13 protein-coding genes and 1 tRNA gene are annotated in these 19,589 nt (G+C 73.3%); 7 read left to right on the top strand and 7 right to left on the bottom strand.

Annotated features, from left to right (window positions below):
* Nucleotide 1: 1 nt before the first annotated feature.
* From SNE206_RS10650 to SNE206_RS10635, 4 genes are all read right to left on the bottom strand, one after another.
* Nucleotides 2–1,420 carry an FtsW/RodA/SpoVE family cell cycle protein gene (locus SNE206_RS10650; protein ID WP_407913139.1) on the bottom strand — a complete coding sequence of 473 codons (1,419 nt, stop codon included), beginning with the start codon at nt 1,418–1,420 and terminating at the stop codon, nt 2–4.
* A gap of 61 nt (nt 1,421–1,481) precedes the next feature.
* Nucleotides 1,482–3,068, bottom strand: a complete 1,587-nt coding sequence (locus SNE206_RS10645; RefSeq protein ID WP_407913120.1) for a PP2C family protein-serine/threonine phosphatase — start codon at nt 3,066–3,068, stop codon at nt 1,482–1,484.
* Nucleotides 3,069–3,190: 122 nt separating this feature from the next.
* Nucleotides 3,191–3,703 (bottom strand): FHA domain-containing protein, encoded by a 513-nt coding sequence (locus SNE206_RS10640; RefSeq protein WP_407913119.1) that lies wholly within the window; start codon nt 3,701–3,703, stop codon nt 3,191–3,193.
* 12 nt (nt 3,704–3,715) lie between these two features.
* Complete coding sequence (locus SNE206_RS10635) at nt 3,716–4,576, bottom strand: FhaA domain-containing protein (RefSeq protein WP_405012289.1); 861 nt, start codon at nt 4,574–4,576, stop codon at nt 3,716–3,718.
* A 440-nt stretch (nt 4,577–5,016) separates the two neighbouring features.
* Between SNE206_RS10635 and SNE206_RS10630 the strand changes: the two genes are divergently transcribed.
* Nucleotides 5,017–5,100: transfer RNA gene (locus SNE206_RS10630), tRNA-Leu, on the top strand.
* Nucleotides 5,101–5,473: 373 nt separating this feature from the next.
* The gene (locus SNE206_RS10625; protein ID WP_407913118.1) at nt 5,474–8,494 is read left to right on the top strand and encodes a protease pro-enzyme activation domain-containing protein; all 3,021 of its coding nucleotides are present in this window, start codon (nt 5,474–5,476) and stop codon (nt 8,492–8,494) included.
* 68 nt (nt 8,495–8,562) lie between these two features.
* Here SNE206_RS10625 and SNE206_RS10620 read toward each other — a convergent pair whose 3' ends face one another.
* Both SNE206_RS10620 and SNE206_RS10615 read right to left on the bottom strand, forming a co-directional pair.
* Nucleotides 8,563–9,714, bottom strand: a complete 1,152-nt coding sequence (locus SNE206_RS10620; RefSeq protein WP_407913117.1) for a sensor histidine kinase — start codon at nt 9,712–9,714, stop codon at nt 8,563–8,565.
* Nucleotides 9,711–10,382 (bottom strand): response regulator, encoded by a 672-nt coding sequence (locus SNE206_RS10615; protein WP_407913116.1) that lies wholly within the window; start codon nt 10,380–10,382, stop codon nt 9,711–9,713. The genes SNE206_RS10620 and SNE206_RS10615 overlap by 4 nt, the downstream gene beginning before the upstream one ends.
* 232 nt (nt 10,383–10,614) lie before the next feature.
* Here SNE206_RS10615 and SNE206_RS10610 point away from each other — a divergent pair, with 232 nt between their 5' ends.
* A complete protein-coding gene (locus SNE206_RS10610; protein ID WP_407913115.1) occupies nt 10,615–12,489 on the top strand; it encodes a phosphatidylglycerol lysyltransferase domain-containing protein in 1,875 nt (624 codons plus the stop codon).
* A gap of 354 nt (nt 12,490–12,843) precedes the next feature.
* Entirely contained in the window at nt 12,844–13,530 is a 687-nt protein-coding gene (locus SNE206_RS10605; RefSeq protein WP_407913114.1) for a hypothetical protein, read from the top strand.
* Between the two features lie 18 nt (nt 13,531–13,548).
* Here the strand turns inward: SNE206_RS10605 and SNE206_RS10600 are convergent, their stop codons facing one another.
* Entirely contained in the window at nt 13,549–16,257 is a 2,709-nt protein-coding gene (locus tag SNE206_RS10600; RefSeq protein WP_407913113.1) for a SpoIIE family protein phosphatase, read from the bottom strand.
* 357 nt (nt 16,258–16,614) lie between these two features.
* On the opposite strand from SNE206_RS10600, the gene SNE206_RS10595 reads away from it, so the two are divergent.
* The 3 genes from SNE206_RS10595 to SNE206_RS10585 all read left to right on the top strand — a co-directional run bounded on the left by SNE206_RS10595 (nt 16,615) and on the right by SNE206_RS10585 (nt 19,584).
* Nucleotides 16,615–17,787, top strand: coding sequence for a rhodanese-like domain-containing protein (locus tag SNE206_RS10595; RefSeq protein ID WP_407913112.1), 1,173 nt, complete (start codon nt 16,615–16,617; stop codon nt 17,785–17,787).
* Between the two features lie 85 nt (nt 17,788–17,872).
* A complete protein-coding gene (locus SNE206_RS10590; protein ID WP_407913111.1) occupies nt 17,873–18,505 on the top strand; it encodes a DUF5819 family protein in 633 nt (210 codons plus the stop codon).
* Between the two features lie 92 nt (nt 18,506–18,597).
* On the top strand, nt 18,598–19,584 hold the full coding sequence (locus tag SNE206_RS10585; protein WP_407913138.1) for an HTTM domain-containing protein: 987 nt from the start codon (nt 18,598–18,600) through the stop codon (nt 19,582–19,584).
* Nucleotides 19,585–19,589: the final 5 nt, after the last annotated feature.

Here is a 19,589-nt window from a genome sequence, read left to right as displayed (position 1 = left end):
TTCAGGCCGAGGCCGGCACGGTGGCCGGTTCCGGGTCGGCTGCCGGTCGGCGGGCGCTGTCGCTGATCTTGAGGAGGATGGCGATCAGACCCCAGTTGGCGACGACCGACGAACCGCCCTGGGCGAGGAACGGCATCGTCATGCCGGTGAGCGGGATCAGGCCGGTGACGCCGCCGGCGACGACGAAGACCTGCAGGGCGAAGGCCGAGGAGAGGCCGACGGCGAGCAGCTTGCCGAACGGGTCACGGGCGGCGACGGCGGTGCGCAGGCCGCGCTGCACGATCAGGCCGTACAGCAGGAAGATCGCCATCATGCCGGTCAGGCCCATCTCCTCGCCGAACGAGCCGAGGATGAAGTCGCTCTTGGCGGCGAACTGGATCAGCCAGGACCGGCCCTGGCCGAGGCCGGTGCCGGTGACGCCGCCCGAGCCGAAGGCCATCAGGGTCTGGCCGATCTGCTCGCTCGTGCCCGCCGGCGGCGGGTCCGCGAAGGCGGCCATCGGGTCGAGCCAGGAGTTGATGCGGGTCTTGACGTGCGGCTCCGCCATGGCGACGACGGTCGCGCCGCCGATCGACATCACCAGGCCGAAGACGATCCAGCTGGTGCGCTCGGTGGCGACGTACAGCATCACCACGAAGAGGCCGAAGAAGAGGAACGAGGAGCCGAGGTCGGTCTCGAAGACGAGGATGAGGATCGACAGCAGCCAGACCACGATGATCGGCCCGAGGTCGCGGCCGCGCGGCAGGTAGAGGCCCATGAAGCGGCGGCTGGCGAGCGCCAGTGCGTCGCGCTTGACCATCAGGTAGCCGGAGAAGAACACCGTCAGGATGATCTTGGCGAACTCGCCGGGCTGGATGGAGAAGCTGCCGATGTGGATCCAGATCTTGGCGCCGAAGTCGCCCGCCCGGGCCGGGAAGAACGCCGGCGCCGCGAGCAGCACCAGGGCCACCGCCATCGAGATGTAGGTGTACCGCTGGAGGATCCGGTGGTCCTTCAGCAGCACGATCACGGCGGTGAAGAACGCGATGCCCAGGCCCGACCACATCAGCTGGTTGGCGGCCGCCGGGTAGTTGGAGGCGAGGAGCTTGCCGGCCTTGTCGAGCCGCCAGATCATCACCAGCCCGAGCCCGTTCAGCAGGGTCGCCAGCGGCAGCAGCAGCGGGTCGGCGTACGGCGCGAAGCGGCGCATCAGCAGGTGCGCGACCAGGGCCAGCGCGCCCATGCCGAGGCCGTACGCCAGCATGCCGGCCGGCAGCGTGCCGTCCATCGCCAGGCCCACGTTGGCGTAGGCGAACATCGGCAGCACCACCGCGAACGCCAGCATGGCGAGCTCGGTGTTGCGGCGGTTCGGCGCGTTCTGCGGAGTGATCGTCGTGTTGCCGCGGCGCTGTCTGCCGCGGTCGGTGGTGTTGTTGCTCAGGTCAAAGGTGCTCACGTGTAGGCCGCTCCCCGACGGCTGAGGCCCCTGGCGAGGGGTGGTGCTACTGGGCCGGGCAGGAGGTCGCCAGCTGCTTCTCCTGCTCGGTGAGTTCGGGTGTGGTGCCGGGGTTGCCGGTGCTCAGGGTGTCGGTGGACGGGCTCGGGCTCGCCGTGCCCTCGGTACGGAGGGCGGCGGTGGTCAGCGTGCCGGCGCTCGGGGCGGGCGACGGGCTCGGGCTCGCACCGGGGTCCGGGACGGTCCCCTCCGTCCCCGTCGTGCCGGTCGCGGCGCCCTGGGCCACCTTCTTGCAGACGGCGGCCTGCGTGGAGAGGTTGCGGACCTGCTCGCGGGCGTCGGAGAGGCTCTTGGCCTGGATGGTCCTGGTGACCTGCGTCCGCTGGTACGTGGGCAGGAACTTGAGCTCGACGTCCGCGTGCGCCTCGTACACCGAGGACAGGCTCAGCCCCGCCAGGGACTGGTTGAGCCCGCGGTAGACGGCGACGCCGTCGCCGTCCGCACCCACGTAGTACTGGTCCTGCGTCCACCGCCAGCCGACGTAGCCGCCGCCGCCCAGCAGGCCGAGCACGGCCAGCACGGCCAGCGAGACCTTGAGCTTGCGGCCCTTGCGCCGCCGCCGGGAGGGCCGCTCCTCGTCGCCGTCGTACGACCGCGCGTCGCCGCCGTAGCCCTGCTCGGCGTACTCGTCGTCCGCGTAGCCCTCGGCCGGGCCGAAGCCCGCGGCCCCGCCCTCGTAGCCGTTGGCCGGACCGAACGCGCCCTGCGGCGGCTGCGGCCGGCCGAGGCCGGCGGCACGGCCGGCCGGGGTGTCGAGCAGACCGGGGTCGCTCTGGTGCGGCTGCGCGTCGGCGACCGCGCCGACCACCACGGGGATGTCGACCAGGCGGCCGCTCAGCGTGTCGGTGGCGCCGACGTCGATGACGTCCGCCACGATGCAGGTGATGTTGTCCGGGCCGCCGCCGCGCAGGGCGAGCTGGATGAGCTCCTGGACGGTCTGCTCCGGCGCGTAGTAGCTGCCGAGCGTGGCCTCCAGCGTCTGGTGGCTGACCGGGCCCGACAGGCCGTCGGAGCAGATGAGGTAGCGGTCGCCCGCCCGGACCTCGCGGATCGACAGGTCGGGCTCGACCTGGCCGCGGCCGTCCAGCGCGCGCATCAGCAGCGAACGCTGCGGATGGGTCTCGGCCTCCTCGGGCGTGATCCGGCCCTCGTCGACCAGCCGCTGCACCCAGGTGTGGTCCTGCGTGATCTGGGTCAGCGCGCCGTCGCGCAGCAGGTACGCCCGGGAGTCGCCGATGTGCACCATGCCCATCCGCTGGCCGGTCCACAGCATCGCGGTGAGGGTGCAGCCCATGCCCTCCAGCTGCGGGTCCTCCTCGACCATCTGCCGGAGCCGGTCGTTCGCACCCTGCACGGCCTCGCCGAGCAGGGTCAGCAGGTCGGCGCCGGGGACGTCCTCGTCGAGCCGGACGATCGAACCCAGCACCTCGGAGGAGGCGACCTCGCCGGCCGCCGCCCCGCCCATGCCGTCGGCCACCGCGAGCAGCCGCGGGCCGGCGTAGCCGGAGTCCTCGTTGCCCTCCCGGATCAGGCCCTTGTGCGAGCCGGCGGCGAACCGCAGCACGAGGCTCATGCGGCCGCCGCCCCCTTCCCGGATCGGGCGGTCGTGACCGGGCCGCGGGCGCGCGCGGCAGCGGCAGCGCGGCGTGCGCGCTCCCGGCTGGTCCTGAACGGGATGGTGTCCCTCATGCGCCGCTACTTCCGCAGTTCGATGACGGTCCGGCCGATACGGATCGGCATGCCCGGCTGGAGCGGCATCGGCGCGGTGAGCCGCTGCCGGTCCAGATAGGTGCCGTTGGTGGAGCCTAGATCCTCCACCGTCCACTGCCCAGTCTGATCCGGGTAGATCCTGGCATGACGCGACGAGGCGTAGTCGTCGTCCAGCACGATCGTGGAGTCGTGCGCGCGGCCCAGCGTGATCGTCTGTCCCTGCAGGGCGACCGTGGTGCCGGCCAGCGACCCCTGCACCACGTACAGGTGGGTCGGCGCACCGCGGCGCTGCCGGGGCTGCGGCGGAGCGGCCGCACCGCCCTGCTGGGGCGGTCGGGCCGGTGACGCGGCAGCGGCCGGGGCGGGGCGCCGCGCGGTGCGCGGATTCACCTTGGTCCCGAACAGGTCGCTGCGAATGACCTGCACCGCGACGATGACGAACAGCCACAGCACGGCGAGGAAGCCCAGCCGCATGACCGTCAGGGTCAGTTCTGACATGAGTGGCCCGCTCTACCCTTCGACCTGTCGGTAGACGATGGTGGTGGACCCGAGGACGATTCGGGAGCCGTCGCGGAGCGTAGCGCGCTGCGTGTGCTGGCCGTCCACCACGATGCCGTTGGTGGACCCGAGGTCGAGCACCATCGCGGGCGTCCCCGGGCGGATCTCCGCGTGCTTGCGGCTGACCCCGGGGTCGTCGATGCGGATGTCCGCCTCGGTGGAGCGGCCGAGCACGCACGCGTTGCCCGTGATCTGGTGCCGGGTGCCGTTGACCTCCAGCCAGCGCCGGGTGTCGGTGCCGCCGTGGCCCGCGCCGGGGAACGGCCGGACGTTGCCGCCCGCCGCCGGGGGGCCGGGGGGCATCGCCGGGGGGCCGGGCGGCGGCGGCGGAGCGCCGTAGGGCGCCGCGCCGGGCTGCTGCCACGGTGCGCCGGGCGCGGGCGCGGTCGGGCGCCGCTCGTAGCCGCCCGGCGCGGCCTGCTGCTGCTGGGCGGGGTCCTCGCCGGCGAGGGTGCGGCTGCGCACCCGGTAGTTGCCGGTGTCGAGTTCGTCGGCCTTCTCCAGCGACACGTTCAGCGGCCCCATGAAGGCGTAGCGCTGCGCCTCGGCGTACTCGCGGACCATGTTGGCGAGCTCGATGCCGAGCTGGCGGGCGTACGGGCTGAGCCGCTCGTGGTCGTGCGGGCTGAGTTCGACGATGAAGTCGTTCGGGACGACCGTGCGGTCGCGGTTCCAGATGGTGGCGTTGTTGTCGCACTCGCGCTGCAGCGCGCCCGCGATCTCCACCGGCTGGACCTCGGACTTGAACACCTTGGCGAAGGTGCCGTTCACGAGACCCTCGAGCCTCTGCTCGAACTTCTTCAGGACTCCCACGGGGCACCCCCTTCCAGGGCGTCGGGCCGGTCCGCGGTCGCGGGCCGGGTTGCGGTTTTCCGTACTGATCGTATCCACGTCGGGCCCATCCGTACGGTTCCCCGGGAACGTGGTCCCCGGGCGTGAGACCGCGCACACGGGCCCGCAGGGCCTTCCGGGGGGTCCGGCGGGGGCGCGGGTGCGTACGGACGGAGCTGTGCTGGCATGCGGGGGCTACCCGCGGACGGGCCTGCTCATCCCTCGGTCACCCGTTCGTCCCCGGGGGCCTGCGGCGGGCTCCCGGGTGGCCGGGAAACGGATTCGGAGGTACCCGGGACGGCGTGCTAATGTTTTCCACGTCGGAAGGGGCGCCCGAGAGGGAGCCGAACGGAAGACCGGTGAGGATGCGGTAATATCCTCTCCGAGCCGGAAGGACCGCAAGTCCTGAAGGCGACACCCTTGCGCGGGTGGCGGAATAGGCAGACGCGCTGGATTCAGGTTCCAGTGCCCGAAAGGGCGTGGGGGTTCAACTCCCCCCTCGCGCACAGCGAAGCCCCGCAGATCTTCGGATCTGCGGGGCTTTCTCGTGTCCCCGTGACGTTCCCGGGGCCGCCCTCCCATGCGGAGGAAGCCCTTTCAGGTCTCTGCCCGGTAACAACAGGCGACCCCGAACGAATTGTGTCGTGGCGGGCTGATAGAACATCCCCCGGGAATTCTGTTCGACAGTTCGAGAAAATGTCCGTTTTGGTATTGATGATGCCAACTAGGGCGTCTCCACGGGGGGTTGTACGTGGGGATCGAGCTGGGCACACACCGGTACACGGCCTGCCCCGCCACTTGTCCTACCGCGGTCGACCGCGGCGTTCTGTCCGGAATTCCCCTCATATCCGCAGCATTGTCATCCCAAGGAGAACGCGGATGCTCGACCCATCGGGTCCGACCAGGACGCGAATAAGGGGGGCCGGACGGGCGACCACTCTCGCCGTCGTCACCGCCGCTCTGGTCTCGGGGGCCGGCCTGCCCGTCCTCGCGACCGCCAGTGCGGAGTCCGTCGCGCCGAAGCGCATCGGTTCCGCGCCCGTCATCCCGCACGGCGCCGCCAAGGCGGCGGCGCCCGCCGCCGACACCGAGCTCGACCTCAGTGTCACCCTGGAGCCGAAGGACCAGGCCGCGCTGACGACCTTCGTCAACGCCGTCTCCACCCCCGGCTCGCCGCTGTACAAGCACTACCTGGGCACCGGTCAGTTCGCTCAGCGCTTCGGTGCCGACGCGGCCAGCGTCGCGAGCGTCCGCGCGGCGCTCACCGCCGCGGGCCTGCACCCGGGCGAGGTCGGCGCCAACGGCCTGACCATCCCGGTCAAGGCCACCGTGGCCGAGGCGAAGAAGGCGTTCGACACCGACTTCGCCGGCTACACGCTGCCCGACGGCACCGCCGCCTACGCCAACACCCAGGCCCCCGCCGTCCGCGGCGACCTGGCCGGCAAGATCGCGGGCGTGGTCGGTCTCGACACGACCGCGACCTACGCGCCGCGTTCCGTGGCGAAGCCGAAGGCCGCGCTCAAGGGCCCCGCGGTCAGCGGGGACAAGGCGCGCAACATCGGCGCCAGCCCGCAGCTGTGCGGCGAGTGGAAGACCATCCTCGGCAACGCCGGTCTGGTCGACGGCGTCGACTACTACAGCTCCGCGACGCTTGCCCAGGCGTACAACCTGAACGGCATCGCCGACGGCGCCTCCGGCTCCACGATCGCGATCATGTCGCTGGAGAACTACGACACCCGGGCCGCCGCCAGCTGGCAGTCGTGCAACAACACGAAGACCACGGTGACCAACATCCCCGTCGGCGGCTTCGTCCCGGCGGCGCCGGACACGGCCAACGGCGAGGGCGGCGAGACCGCGCTCGACGTGGACACCATCGCCTCGCTCGCGCCCGGCGCGTCGATCCTGGTCTACCAGGGCGTCAACAGCGGCCAGGGCGTGATCGACACCTACCAGAAGATCGTCAACGACAACCGCGCCCAGGTCGTCTCGATCAGCTGGGGCAGGTGCGAGGCGGAGCGTGACAGCGGCCGCGAGAACGCGATGAACCTGATCCTCCAGCAGGCCGCTGCGCAGGGTCAGTCCGTCGTCGCGGCCTCCGGTGACTCGGGTTCGACCGACTGCAACGGGTCCGGTCTCAACGAGAACGTCCTCAACACCGACAGCCCGGCCTCGCAGCCGTACGTGACCGGTGTCGGCGGTACCTCGCACTCGGGTCTCGGCACCTACCCCGGTCCGATCTCGGTGTGGAACCGCTCCGGCGGCTCCGGCGGTGGCGGTCTGTCCACCCGCTGGGCGCTGAGTGACACCGACTTCCCGTGGAACGCGCAGCACGACGCGCAGTACAGCAACGTCTGCAGCGCCGGTACCGGTCAGTCCTGCCGCCAGGTCCCGGACGTGTCGGCCCTCGCCGACCCGGACCACGGCTACCTGATCTTCACCGACTACGACTCGGACAACACGCTCTGGGCCAACATCTACGGTGGGACCAGCGCCGCCGCCCCGCTCTGGGCGTCCCTGGTCGCCCTGGCGAACGCGTCGACCAACTGCGCCGCCAACGGCCCGGTCGGCTTCCTGAACCCGATCCTGCACAAGCTCGACGGCTCGGTGTTCAACGACGTCACCATCGGCAACAACGACATCAGCGGCTCGGGCAAGTACAACGCCCACGCGGGCTACGACCTGGCCAGCGGCCTCGGGTCGCCCAAGGGCAAGAACGTGATGGCCGCGCTCTGCCAGCAGCTGCCTTCGCAGCCGGCCGGTACCTTCACGAGCGTCCAGCCGAAGCGTCTGCTGGACACCACGACGGCCCACGCGGTGCCGTCGCGGCAGACCACCAGCCTGACGGTGGCCGGTGACGCCAACAGCGGCGTTCCCGCCGGTGCCACCGCCGTCACGCTGAACGTCACGGTCGCCAACACCTCCGGGATCGGCTTCCTGACGGTCTGGCCGTACGGCAAGGCCATGCCGGCGACGTCCAACATCAACTGGGTGGACGGCGGCGGCGCTCAGCCGAACCTGGTGACCGTGCCGGTCGGCGCCGACGGCAAGATCGGCATCTACAACGGCAGCTGGGCCAGCCCGGCCCGTGTCGTGGTCGACATCTTCGGCTACTACACGCCGGACACCAGCGGTGCCGGCTTCGTCCCGCTCGCCCCCACGCGTCTCTTCGACACGCGGTACGGCGACGTGAACGTGGCCAAGGCCCCGCTCGGCGGCCTGAAGCAGATCAGCGTCAAGATCGCGGGCGGTGTCTCCAAGGACGGCGTGTCGCTCAACGTGCCGGCCACCGGCGTCACCGCGGTGGTGCTCAACACCACCGTGACCCGTGGTCAGGGCCCGGGCTGGATGACGGTCTTCCCGGCCGGCAACACCCCGCCGCTGGCGTCGAACCTGAACTGGACCGACAACAAGACGGTGGCCAACCTGGTGACCGTGCCGGTCGGTGCCGACGGCAAGATCTCGTTCTACAACGCCATGTCGGGTCAGGTCGACGTCCTCGCGGACGTGTTCGGCTACTTCACCAGCGACGGCGGCGACAAGTTCCACGCCGCCGGTCCGAAGCGCCTCGTCGACACCCGCACCGGCAAGGGCGCCCCGCTGAAGGCCCAGGTCAACGGCAACACCGTGCACATCGACCTGAAGGACGGCGGCGTGCTGAACGGCGCGTCGTCGGTGGTCCTCAACATCGCGGCGCTCAACACCCAGAACAACGGCTTCCTCGCCGCCTGGCCCGGTTACACCACCCGGCCGGCCGCGTCGTCGAACCTGAACTGGGTCGGTGCCAACCAGATGGTCGCCAACGCGGTCGTCGTCCCGGTGAAGAACAACGCGGTGGACTTCACCACCAACAGCCCGGCCGACGTCATCGTCGACCTGCTGGGTTACTACAGCGCGAGCTGATCACCCGCGGGTGACAAGGGCGGCGTCCTCCCCCCACGGGGAGGGCGCCGCCTTCGTGCTGCCCGGGGTCAGTCCGCGGCGGCGGCGGGCAGGCAGGCGCGGACGGTGAAGCCGCCGTCCGGGGTGGGGCCGGTGACGAGGGTGCCGCCCAGCAGCTGGGCGCGCTCCCGCAGCCCGACCAGACCGTGGCCGCCGCCCGGCAGCGGGGCGGGCGCGCCGGTGCGCCGCGGCGGCGGCGCGTTGTGCACCTCGACGACCAGCCGGGAGCCCGCGCCCGTGACCCGGACGGTCACCGCGGCGCCGGGGGCGTGCTTGGTGATGTTGGTCAGCGCCTCCTGGACCGTCCGGTACGCGGCCCGCTCCACGGCCTCCGGCCAGGGCCGGCCGCCGAGCGCCAGGTGCGGGACGACCGGCAGGCCGGAGCCGCCGATCAGCGCCGGGAGGTCGGCGAGCCGGGGCTGCGGCGCGAGCGGCTCGTCGCGCCGGACGCCGGCCGCCCGGAGCACCCCGACCATCTGGCGGAGCTCCTCCAGGGTGCGGACGGCCAGCTCGCGGATGGTGGCGGCGGTGTCCCGGGCGGCGGGCTCACCGGTGGAGACCTGCAGCGCGCCGGCCTGGATCGAGATCAGGCTGACCTGGTGCGACACCACGTCGTGCATCTCCCGGGCCAGCCGGGCGCGCTCGGTGGCGAGGACGCGCTCGGCGAGCAGCCGTCCCTCGCGCTGCTGGCCGCGGGTCAGCTCGTCCAGCCGGGCGGCGAGTTCGCGGCGGGTCCGGGCGAGGAGTCCGAGGGCGGTCGGGCCGGCGGCGAGCATCAGGCACTGGATGGCGTACAGCGCGTTGTCGCGGTCGAGGGCGAGCGGGTGGTCGGCGAGCGGCCAGTGGAAGAACTCGACGAGGGCGAAGGCGGTCGCGCAGAGCGCCGGGACGCGCAGCGCGGACCGGTGCGCGGCGACCGAGTAGACGGCCGTCATCGGCGCGAGCCAGATGTAGTTCACGAACGCGCCGGGCAGGGTCAGCAGCAGCACGGTCACCGGCAGCCTGCGGCGGAGCAGCAGCGCGAGGGCGGCCAGGACGGAGAGGGCGGCCTCCCACCAGCGGGCGCCCTTCGAGACGAGGGCGGCGTCGAGGAGGGCGATCAGCACCGGCAGGGCCAGCATGAGCCAGGTCGAGGTGCACCAGCCGGGCAGTCTCCGGCCGGGGGTGCGGGTGCCGCTCATGCGCCGGGCTTCCCCGGGCCGCGGACCAGGCCGGCCCGGTGGGCGACGACGGCGGCCTGGACGCGGTTGGCGGCGCCGAGCTTGGCGAGGATCGCGCTGATGTGGTCCTTGACGGTGCCGGTGCCCAGGTAGAGGCGGTCGGCGATGTCGGCGTTGGACAGGCCCTCGCCGAGGAGGGCGAGCACGTCGAGTTCGCGGGTGGTGAGGTGGCGGGTGAGGGCGGCGGCGTCAGCGTCGGGGCCGCCGCCGTCGACGTAGCCGGCGATCACGGTGCGGGCGACGGCCGGGGAGAGGGTGCTGCCGCCGGAGGCGAGCACCCGGACGGCGTGCACGAGCTGGTCGGGTGCGGTGTCCTTCAGCAGGAACCCGGCGGCGCCGGCCCGCAGCGCGGTGCCGATGTACTCGTCGGTGTCGAAGGTGGTCAGCATCGCCACCGCCGGCGGGTCGGGCAGGGCGCGCAGCCGGCGGAGCACGCTGATGCCGTCGAGGTCGGGCATCCGGATGTCGAGCAGGACGACCTGCGGGCGGAGGTCGACGGTCAGCTGTTCGGCCTGTCCGCCGGAGCAGCCGCCGACGACCTCCAGGTCGGGCGCCGAGCCGACGATCAGGGCGAGGCCGGACCGGACGAGCACCTCGTCGTCCACGATCAGGACGCGGATCGTTGGCATGGTTCTCCTCGGTCGTGCGTGGCTCGTTCCGAGCCTAGGCGCCGCCGGACGGCTGCCCGGTCCTCCGGCGAGGCGGGTACCCCCGCCGATCGGCGGGGGTCGGAATCGGCTACCGGATCCACGCAATTCTCATCCGGGCTGGGGAACCATGGGACACGGGCCCCCACGGCGGCCCCCGCCGCTCGCGGACCGGAGGCGCGGGTCGTCCCGTCCCCCCGCGGGTGTCGTACGGATGCGGGCCCCACGTCGATCGTCTGGAATTGGAGCTGTGTCCACTGTGAAGCCGGCGCCCACCGCCGTCCCTGCCGCGCATGACGGAGCCCTCCCGGTGCTGTTCGCCCGATGGCGGCCCCGCGCCGCCGCCGCGACGGTCTGGTACCTGCGGCTCCTCGCCCTCCTCAACCTGGCCGCCGTGCTCGCCGTGCCCTTCCGCGACCAGGTGCAGGAGCACAACGAAGGCGAGTACTTCACCCCGTACCTGCTGACGGCGGGTCTGACGACCGTGCTGCTCTCGCTCTTCCTCGCCGTGGCGATGCGCCGCCGGAAACGGGCGGCGTGGATCTTCAACGCGGTGGTGTCCGGGCTCTTCTCCCTGCTGTACGTGCTGTTGCTGCTGGTGCCGGACGGCCGCTTCGCCGACCATCCGCTGAACTACGTGTCGACGGCGCTGACGGTCGGCTTCTTCCTGGCGCTGCTGGTCGCGCGCCGCGAGTTCACCTCCAAGGGCGACCGCTCCAACCCGAAGACCGGGGTGGCGACCTTCATCGCGGGCCTGCTCCTGGGCGGAGTGGTCGGGGCCGCCCTGGTGCAGCTGACCAACACGCTGTCCGGGGCGGGCTTCGGCTACCGCTTCGGCTACGCGGTGGCCCGCATGGTCACCATCACGCCGTCCGGCCGGGTGGCCGAGGTGATCGTGGTGCCGACCTGGGTGAACGCGTTCATCAACGCCATGGGCGCGGTGCTGTTCCTGGTCGTGGTGTACCTGGCGTTCCGCAGCCCCCGCGGCCAGGAGTTGCTGAGCGGGGACGACGAGGTGCGGCTGCGCGAACTGCTCGACCGCGAGGGCGGGCGGGACTCGCTCGGCTACTTCGCGCTGCGCCGTGACAAGGCGGCGATCTTCTCCGCCTCCGGCAAGGCGGCCGTCACCTACCGCGTGGTCGGCGGGGTGTCGCTGGCCTCGGGCGACCCGATCGGGGATCCGGAGGCCTGGCCCGGGGCGATCGAGGCGTGGCTGGAGGAAGCGCGCGAGCACGCCTGGGTGCCCGCGGTGATGGGGGCGTCCGAGGAGGCGGGCGTGATCTACGCCCGGCACGGGCTGGACGCGCTGGAGCTCGGCGACGAGGCGATCGTCGAGATCGACGAGTTCTCGCTGGACGGGCGGGCCATGCGGGTCGTCCGGCAGGCGTACAACCGGGTCAAGCGGGCCGGGTACACCGTGCGGATCCGCCGGCACGAGGACATCCCGGAGGGCGAGATGGCCGCCCTGCTCGACCGGGCCGACCACTGGCGGGACGGCCAGACCGAGCGCGGCTTCTCGATGGCGCTCGGCCGGCTCGGCGACCCGGACGACGGCCGCTGCGTGATGCTGGAGTGCCACGACGGGGACGGCGGGCTGCGGGCCCTGCTCAGCTTCGTTCCCTGGGGCCGGAACGGCCTCTCGCTGGACCTCATGCGCCGGGACCGGGACAGCGAGAACGGTCTGATGGAGTTCATGGTCATCGAGCTGCTGCAGCGCGCCGACGAGGTCGGGCTCGAACGGGTCTCGCTGAACTTCGCGATGTTCCGTTCCGTTTTCGACCGCGGCTCGCGGCTGGGTGCGGGGCCCGTGCTGAGGCTCTGGCGGGCCGTCCTCGGATTCTTCTCCCGCTGGTGGCAGATCGAATCCCTGTACCGGGCGAACGCCAAATACCGGCCGATCTGGGAGCCGCGTTACCTGCTCTTCCAGAAGAGCAGCGAGATTCCGCGGATCGGCATCGCCAGCGCGCGCGCCGAGGGTTTCATCACGGTGCCGAGTCTCCCCGCCCTGTTCCGCCGCCGTCATGTCCGGGAAGCCGTTCAGGGGCTGCCCGGCCAGGCCTCGGCGGACTCCCGGTCCGGGAAGGGCTAGTCCCTCCGCCGGGGGGCGGAGGGCAGCCGATCGGGGGGTTGCCCCAGGGGGAGGGACGCGTTTCCTCCCCCTGGAGGATGACCCGGAATTCGCCTCGCAAGCTGACGTCCGGGGCATTTCCCCTGCCTACCGTGGATATCGCGGCCCGCTGACGCGCGGCCGCCCGGGAAATGCCCCGGGAACGACATCCACGGCGGCGCCCGGGGCGCGCCGGAAACACGGGCGGGGGATTCGGCGGTGGCGCTGACAATGCGTACGGGGGCCGGTCGGACGGGGGCCGGTCGGACGGTGGCCGGGCGTACGGGGGCGGGCCTGGCGGCGGCCGGTCGGGCGGCGGCCGGGAGGGAACGGTTCGTGCCGGGGGTGGTCCGGGCCGCCCGCGCCGAGTGGGGGGTGCTGGCGCGGGCCGTCCGCGACCACGTGCGGCGGCACCGGTGGGCGTCCGTGCCGCTGGCCGTCGGGGCGGCGCTGCTGGTGCTGGTCTTCTCCGTCGTCCAGCACCTGCCGGGCGGGGAGACGGTCGTCGGCCGGCTCGGGGTGGTGCGGGCGGCGCTGCCGCTCGGCGAGTCGCTGCTGCGGACCCCGCTCTCGCTGTACGTGCCGGCGCCCGACCTGCCGGTGTGGGGCGCGCTGGTGCAGGTCCTGCTGGCGTTCGGGGCCGCCGAGATCGTGCTCGGCCGCCGGCTGACGCTCGCCGTCGCGTACGCCGGGACGCTCGCCGGGACGGTCTTCGCCCGGGTCGCCGTGGAACTCGGACCGGAGCACCTGCTGGGGCTGCCCGGCGTGGTGGCACACGTACGGGACACCGGGCCGTCGGCCGCCGTGGTGGCGCTCGCGGTCTGCACGGCCGTCCGGTGCCGGGCCTGGTGGACGGGCGGGGCGGTCGCCGCGGCGATGGTGGTGGAGGCCGTGCTGCTGCCCAACCTGGCCGGGCTGGAACACGTGGTGGCGGTGGCGGCGGCGCTGCTGATCGCCGGCGCGCTGGAGGCGCTCGACCGGCTCCGGGCCGCGCCGCCGGTCCGGGCGGCGGCGCTGCGTTGAGCCGCCGCCCCCGGGCCGTCAGGACCGGGGCAGCGGCAGCTCGAACCAGACGACCTTGCCGACCGCCTTGCGGGCGGTGCCCCAGCGCTCGGCGAGCTTGCTGACCAGCTGCAGGCCGCGGCCGTGTTCGTCGAGGGACTCGGCGGGCTCCAGCGACGGCAGGTTGTGGTTGTCGTCGCTGACCTCGACGAGCAGCTTGTCGACCCGGATGAGCTGCAGCTGCACGTGGTCGCGGGCGACCCGGACGGCGTTCGTCACCAGCTCGCTGACCAGCAGCTCCGCGGTGTCGGTGAGCCCGGTCAGCCCCCAGGTGCCGAGCTGCTCGCGGACGAGGGCACGGGCCCGCCGCACCTCGCCGTCGGAGGTGCCGAGCTCCCAGGTCGCGACCTCGCTCGGCGGGACGCCGTCGAAGCGGGCGACCAGCAGGGCGACGTCGTCGGCCCGGTCGTCGGAGTGCAGCCGCTCCAGCACGGTGTCGCAGGCCTCGTCGGGGGTCTGCTTCGGGTCGATCAGGTTGCCGCAGAGCGCGGCCAGGCCCTCTCCTATGTCGCCGCCCCGGACCTCGACCAGGCCGTCGGTGCACAGCACCAGCATCGAGCCGTCCGAGACGTCGATCTTCTTGGCGACGAACGGCACCCCGCCGACGCCGATCGGCGCGCCCTCCGGGATCTCCAGCAGCTCGCCCCGGCCGTCCGGATGCACCAGCACCGGCGGCACGTGCCCGGCGCTGGCCAGCTCGCAGGTGCGGTTGATCGGGTCGTACACCGCGTAGAGGCAGGTCGCGAGGTGGTCGTCGCCCAGCTTGTGGGCCAGGTTGTCGAGGTGGCGCAGCAACTGGCCGGGCGGCAGGTCGAGGGCGGCGAGGGTCTGCATGGCGGTGCGGAAACGGCCCATCGCGGCGGCGGAGTGCAGGCCGTGGCCCATGACGTCGCCGACGACCAGCGCGACCCGGCTGCCGGGCAGCTGGATGGCGTCGAACCAGTCGCCGCCGACCTCGGCCCGGGAGTCGCCGGGCAGGTAGCGGTGGGCGATCTGCACGCCCGGGATCCTCGGCGGGCGGGTCGGGATCATCGACCGCTGCAGGGTCGTGGCCACCCGCGACTCGGCGCGGTGCAGCCGGGCGTTGTCGAGGGAGAGCGCGGCGCGCGCGGCCAGCTCCTTCAGGGTGGCCGCGTCGTTCTTGTCGAACGGCGCGCGGTCCGGCAGCCGCAGCAGCTTGAGGATGCCGAGCACGGTGCCGCGCGCGGACAGCGGCAGCACCAGCATCGACCGGCCGATCACCACCGGCACGAGGTCGGGGCCGCCGCCGAGCGACGCGGCGTAGTCGACCGCGACGTCGGGGTCTATCACCGGCACCAGCACCGGCTGGTTCTCCTGCAGGGCGAGACCGGGCGGGGTGGAGCGCGGCATGGCGAGCAGCGAGCCCTCGTCCAGGACGTGGTCCCAGTGGCCGGGGGAGGCGTTCACCGCGCGGGCGACCCGGCGCAGCATCGTGCGGTCGTCGGGCCGGTCCTTCGGCAGCTCGGAGTCGGAGATCAGCTCGTCGAGGAGGTCGACGCAGGCGAAGTCGGCGACCCGCGGCACGAGGACGTCGCACAGTTCGCGCGCGGTGGTGTCGAGGTCCAGGGTGGTGCCGACCCGGCTGCCGAACTCGCTCAGCAGGGCCAGCTGCTCCCCTGCCTGGCTGCCCGTCAGCACCTCCACGGACGGCGGTGCGGGCGGTGCCGGGACGGCGGGCAGGGCGTCGGGCCGGACGCTCGCGGTGCCGTTGGCGATGGACTCGATGGCGGTGCCTCCCTGGCTCTGGCCGTTCGCGGTGGCGGCCCCGGACTCGCGCTGCCCGGGGAGGGTGGTGCCTAGGGGCGGCCGGCCGTCGGCGCCCTGGCCGGCCGGGACGACCTGCAGGCCGATGGTGGCGCGTCCGCCGACGGACGGCGGCTCGGCGGGACGGCGCGCGGCCCGGGGGCGTTCCGCGCGCTGCTGCGGTGTGGGGTAGCGGCGGGTCAGGCCGGCGACGCGGGCCGCCCCGCGTCCCGCGGGCTCGTACGGCAGCACGGGCAGCCGGGTCGCCGCGTCCACCCACAGGGCGGGCAGGCCGGCGGCGGCGAGCTGGGCGAGCAGGAGGGTGCGGCGCCGGCCGGAGCCGAGCGGCAGCAGGTCGGCCAGGGGCGCCGCACCGGCCGGGCCGGCGGGTGCGAAGGCCGGTGCGACCCGGTGGAAGGCGCTGCCGCCGGTGGGCGCCGCCGCGTACGGGAGGAGCCGCTCGCCGAGGGCGATCCGCGGTCCGGCGGACCGCAGCGGGCGGGCGTCGGCGGCCAGCGCCAGCAGGCTGCGGCCGCCCGGTTCGATCAGCGGGTAGGCCCACCAGACGATGTCCCGCAGCCGCTCCTCACGGTCCACCACGGACATCGAGCCGGCCCAGGCGGCACCGTGCCGGGTGAGGTCGTCGAGCGTGTCGAGGGCGTCGCAGCGCAGGGCCGGGGCGCCGGGCCGGGGGGTGCCGGTCTCGGGGCGGGGCTCCACGGCGGGCAGCAGGCCGGAGGCGGTGCGGCCGCAGGCGACCTCGGCCCGGTGGCCGAAGAGCTCCTCCGCGGCGCGGTTCCACAGGGCGATCCGGCCGTCCGCGTCGACCAGCACCGAGGCGACGCGCAGCAGGGCGACCACTCCCGAGGGAGGGCCACCCGCGTCGTCGGCCGGTGCCGGTCCGGAGTCTGGCTCGTCCACCATGGATGTAGGTCTGCTCCCGCCTGGCCGCGCGGGCGGCCCTCGTGTGGGGGCGGCGTCGTGGGCTCCTCGTTGTGCGGCCGCTCCTGCGTTGTCCCCATCTGTTGTACGCCTCTACCCGTGCGGCACTCGGGCAGGCATGCGGTGCCGCATCGGCGCGTCTTCCAGCGAAGCACGTGCGGGGGCGCCTTCGACAGCGAATCGGTGAGATTCGTCGGTATCGGTTGCGTGTCACTCAGTGTGCGCCGCCGGATGCTACGAGTTCAGTCGAACGGGCGAGGGGAAAGCGGCCCGTCGGGATGACCGCGGGGCACCGGTAGGGTGGCAGACCGGACGACCGGCTGCTTGCGGGAGGCACGGGTGAGTGCGGAGAGCCCCGCGCAGTGGAGCGAGCAGGAACGGCTGCAGCTGGAGGAGCGGGTGGCCGCGACCGAGCTGGCCTGGCTGACCCTCGACGTCGACGTCGAGACCCTCCGCGTCGAGATCGACAACTTCGCGCTCGTCCACCACCAGCTGCTCGGCCCGCTCTACGCCCGGCTCGACGAGCTGGACGCGCTGATCGCGGAGACCGTGGCCGCCCGCACCGGCGACCCCGAGGCGCTGCGCCGCGCCGCCGAGGCCCGCAGCCGGGTCGCCGAGCCGGACGACCCCGCCACCGCCGACCTCGCCCCCGAGCCGCCGGCCGCCGCGAAGGTCCGCCCCGACCGGGAGGCCCAGCGGATCTACCGCGACCTCGCCCGGCGCGCCCACCCCGACCTCACCACGGACCCGGCCGAGCAGGAGCGCCGCTCCGCCTTCATCTCCCGCGTCAACGAGGCGTACGCCCACGGCGACGCCGTCGCCCTGGAGGAGCTCGCCGGGGAGTGGTCGACCGCGCCGGAGAGCGCGCCCGACCCCGGCTCCGACGAGCGGCCCGCCTGGCTGCTGCGCCGTCTGGAGTGGCTGACCGCCCGGATCGGGCAGCTCGCCACCGAGCAGGTGCGGCTGGAGCGCACGCCCATGGGCGAACTCCTGCTGCTGGCCCCGCAGGAGCCGGAGCGGCTGCTGGAGGAACTCGCGGAACAGCTCCTCGGCCGCGCCTCCGAGCGCCGCGCCGAACTGGAGCGGCTGCTGGCCGACGCGGAGCACCCCCCGGCCGGTCCGAGTCGGCACAATGGAGGCGAGGACCCCTCCTCGCACCCCGAGCCCCAGGAGACCCGGACGATGTTCGCCCAAGCGCTGCCCACCACCGACGCCGCGTCCGTGCCCGCCGACGCCGCGCTGCTCGACGTCCGCGAGCAGGACGAGTGGGACGCCGGCCACGTGGACGGAGCCCGGCACATCCCGATCGGCCAGGTCGTCGCCCGCCTCGACGAGCTGCCCGACGACCGGCTGTACGTGCTCTGCCGGGTCGGCGGCCGCTCCGCGCAGGTCGTGCAGTACCTGGTGGCGCAGGGCCGCGACGCGGTCAACGTCGACGGCGGCATGTTCGCCTGGGAGGCCGCCGGCCGCCCGATGGTGAGCAGCGACGGCCGGGATCCCTTCGTCCTCTGACGGCGGCCCCGCGCAGGCGCTGTCCCCCGCGGCCCGGGTGCGGCAGGATGACCGGGCAACCGCGCCGCTGGGGGAGGAGACCGCCGTGCGCACCTGGTCGACGCCGGCGCTGACCGTGCTGTGCCTCTCCGGCGCGGGCATGATCGGCGCCACCGGCATCCTGCTGGGCGCCGTGTTCCTGCACGTGGCACCGTCCAACGCGGTCTCGCAGCGCTACCAGCAGCAGGTGGACGGCATCGTCTTCCCCGAGCTGGAGCAGAACTGGAAGCTCTTCGCCCCGAACCCGCTGCAGGAGAACGTCTCCGTCGACGTGCGGGTGCAGACCGTCGCCGACGACGGCGGGGTGCACACCCGTGACTGGGTCGGCCTGACCGCCCAGGACATCGCGGCGATCCGCCACAACCCGGCCCCCAGCCACGTCGACCAGAACATGCTGCGCCGGGCCTGGGACTTCTACGAGTCGTCCCACCCGGAGGGTGACGGGGCCGTCGCCGACGGCCGGCGCGGCAAGCTCGCCGAGGAGTACCTGAAGCGGATCGCCCTGCAGCGCCTCGGCCGGACACCCGGCGGCGAGCGCATCCTGCAGATCCAGTTCCGGTCCACGGCGACGGCCGTCGCCCCGCCCGCGTGGAGCACCGGGCGGCCCGCCGAGGACGCCGGGCACCGGGAGCTGCCCTGGTGGCCGGTCGACGCCCACGACTTCGAGGGGCTGCTGTGAGCCACGACGCCCCGCCGGCGGGGGCGGCCGCCCTGCCCGGGCAGACCGCCCGCGCGGCCGGCGACCCGGCCGGGGACGGGCCGGCGGCGGCGCTGCCGCCCACCCGGTTCGAGCGGCTCTTCGACGCCTTCACCACCGTCACGGCCGGCCGCCACCAGGCGGCGGTGGTGCGGATCGGCTTCGGCCTGGCCTGGCTGGGCTACCTGCTCCGCGAGTGGCCCGAACGGCGGGTGCTGTACGGCGACCGCTCGCCGTGGTCGCCGGAGCTCGCCGACACGCTGCTGTCGGCGACCCACGCCTTCACCGTGCTCACCTGGTCGGACGGCCGGCTGTGGTTCGAGACCGTCTACCACCTGGCGATCGCTGCCGCCGTGCTCATGGTGCTCGGCTGGCGGACGCGCGCGTCCGCGGTGCTGTTCGCGGTGACGGTGCTGTCGCTGCAGAACCGCAACGTGCTGGTCGGCGACGGCGGCGACAACGTCGTCCACCTGATGGCGCTGTACCTGCTGCTCGTCCGGTGCGGCCGGGTCTGGTCGCTGGACGCCCGGCGCCGGGCCCGCCGGCCGGCCGCGGGCCCGACCGGCGAGGTGCGGGCGGTCGCCGACGCCCTGGCCACGATGCTCCACAACTGCGGCATGCTGATCATCGCCGTGCAGGTGGTGCTGATCTACTCGACCGCCGGCTGGTACAAGGTGCAGGGCTCCCGCTGGCAGGACGGCACCGCCCTCCACTACCCGCTGCACCTCGACTACTTCACCCCCTGGCCGGGTCTCTCCGCCCTGCTCGGCTCCAGCCTCCTGCTCACCTTCGCGCTCAGCTACGGCACCGTGATCCTCCAGGTCGGCTTCCCCTTCACGCTGCTGAACCGCCGGCTGAAGAACGTGCTGCTCGCCCTGATGATCGCGGAGCACGCCGGCATCGCGGTCCTCCTCGGGCTGCCGTTCTTCTCGCTGGCGATGATCGCCGCCGACGCCGTCTTCCTGCCGACGGCGTTCCTGCTGCAGGTGGGGGCGCTGCGCCCGGACACCCTGCGGGGGATGCTCCCGCGCCGCCCGGCCGGGGAGCCCGGAAACACCTAGACTGC

It is taken from the genome of Kitasatospora sp. NE20-6, from assembly GCF_045862635.1.
This window is presented reverse-complemented; position numbering and strand designations above follow the sequence as displayed.

Excerpts from the sequence above, each read along its gene's own strand:
- SNE206_RS10600 (WP_407913113.1), bottom strand. The coding sequence starts at position 16,257 with ATGGTGGACGAGCCAGACTCCGGACCGGCACCGGCCGACGACGCGGGT.
- SNE206_RS10610 (WP_407913115.1), top strand. The coding sequence starts at position 10,615 with ATGCGGGCCCCACGTCGATCGTCTGGAATTGGAGCTGTGTCCACTGTG.
- SNE206_RS10640 (WP_407913119.1), bottom strand. The coding sequence starts at position 3,703 with ATGTCAGAACTGACCCTGACGGTCATGCGGCTGGGCTTCCTCGCCGTG.
- SNE206_RS10615 (WP_407913116.1), bottom strand. The coding sequence starts at position 10,382 with ATGCCAACGATCCGCGTCCTGATCGTGGACGACGAGGTGCTCGTCCGG.
- SNE206_RS10620 (WP_407913117.1), bottom strand. The coding sequence starts at position 9,714 with ATGAGCGGCACCCGCACCCCCGGCCGGAGACTGCCCGGCTGGTGCACC.
- SNE206_RS10625 (WP_407913118.1), top strand. The coding sequence starts at position 5,474 with ATGCTCGACCCATCGGGTCCGACCAGGACGCGAATAAGGGGGGCCGGA.
- SNE206_RS10645 (WP_407913120.1), bottom strand. The coding sequence starts at position 3,068 with ATGAGCCTCGTGCTGCGGTTCGCCGCCGGCTCGCACAAGGGCCTGATC.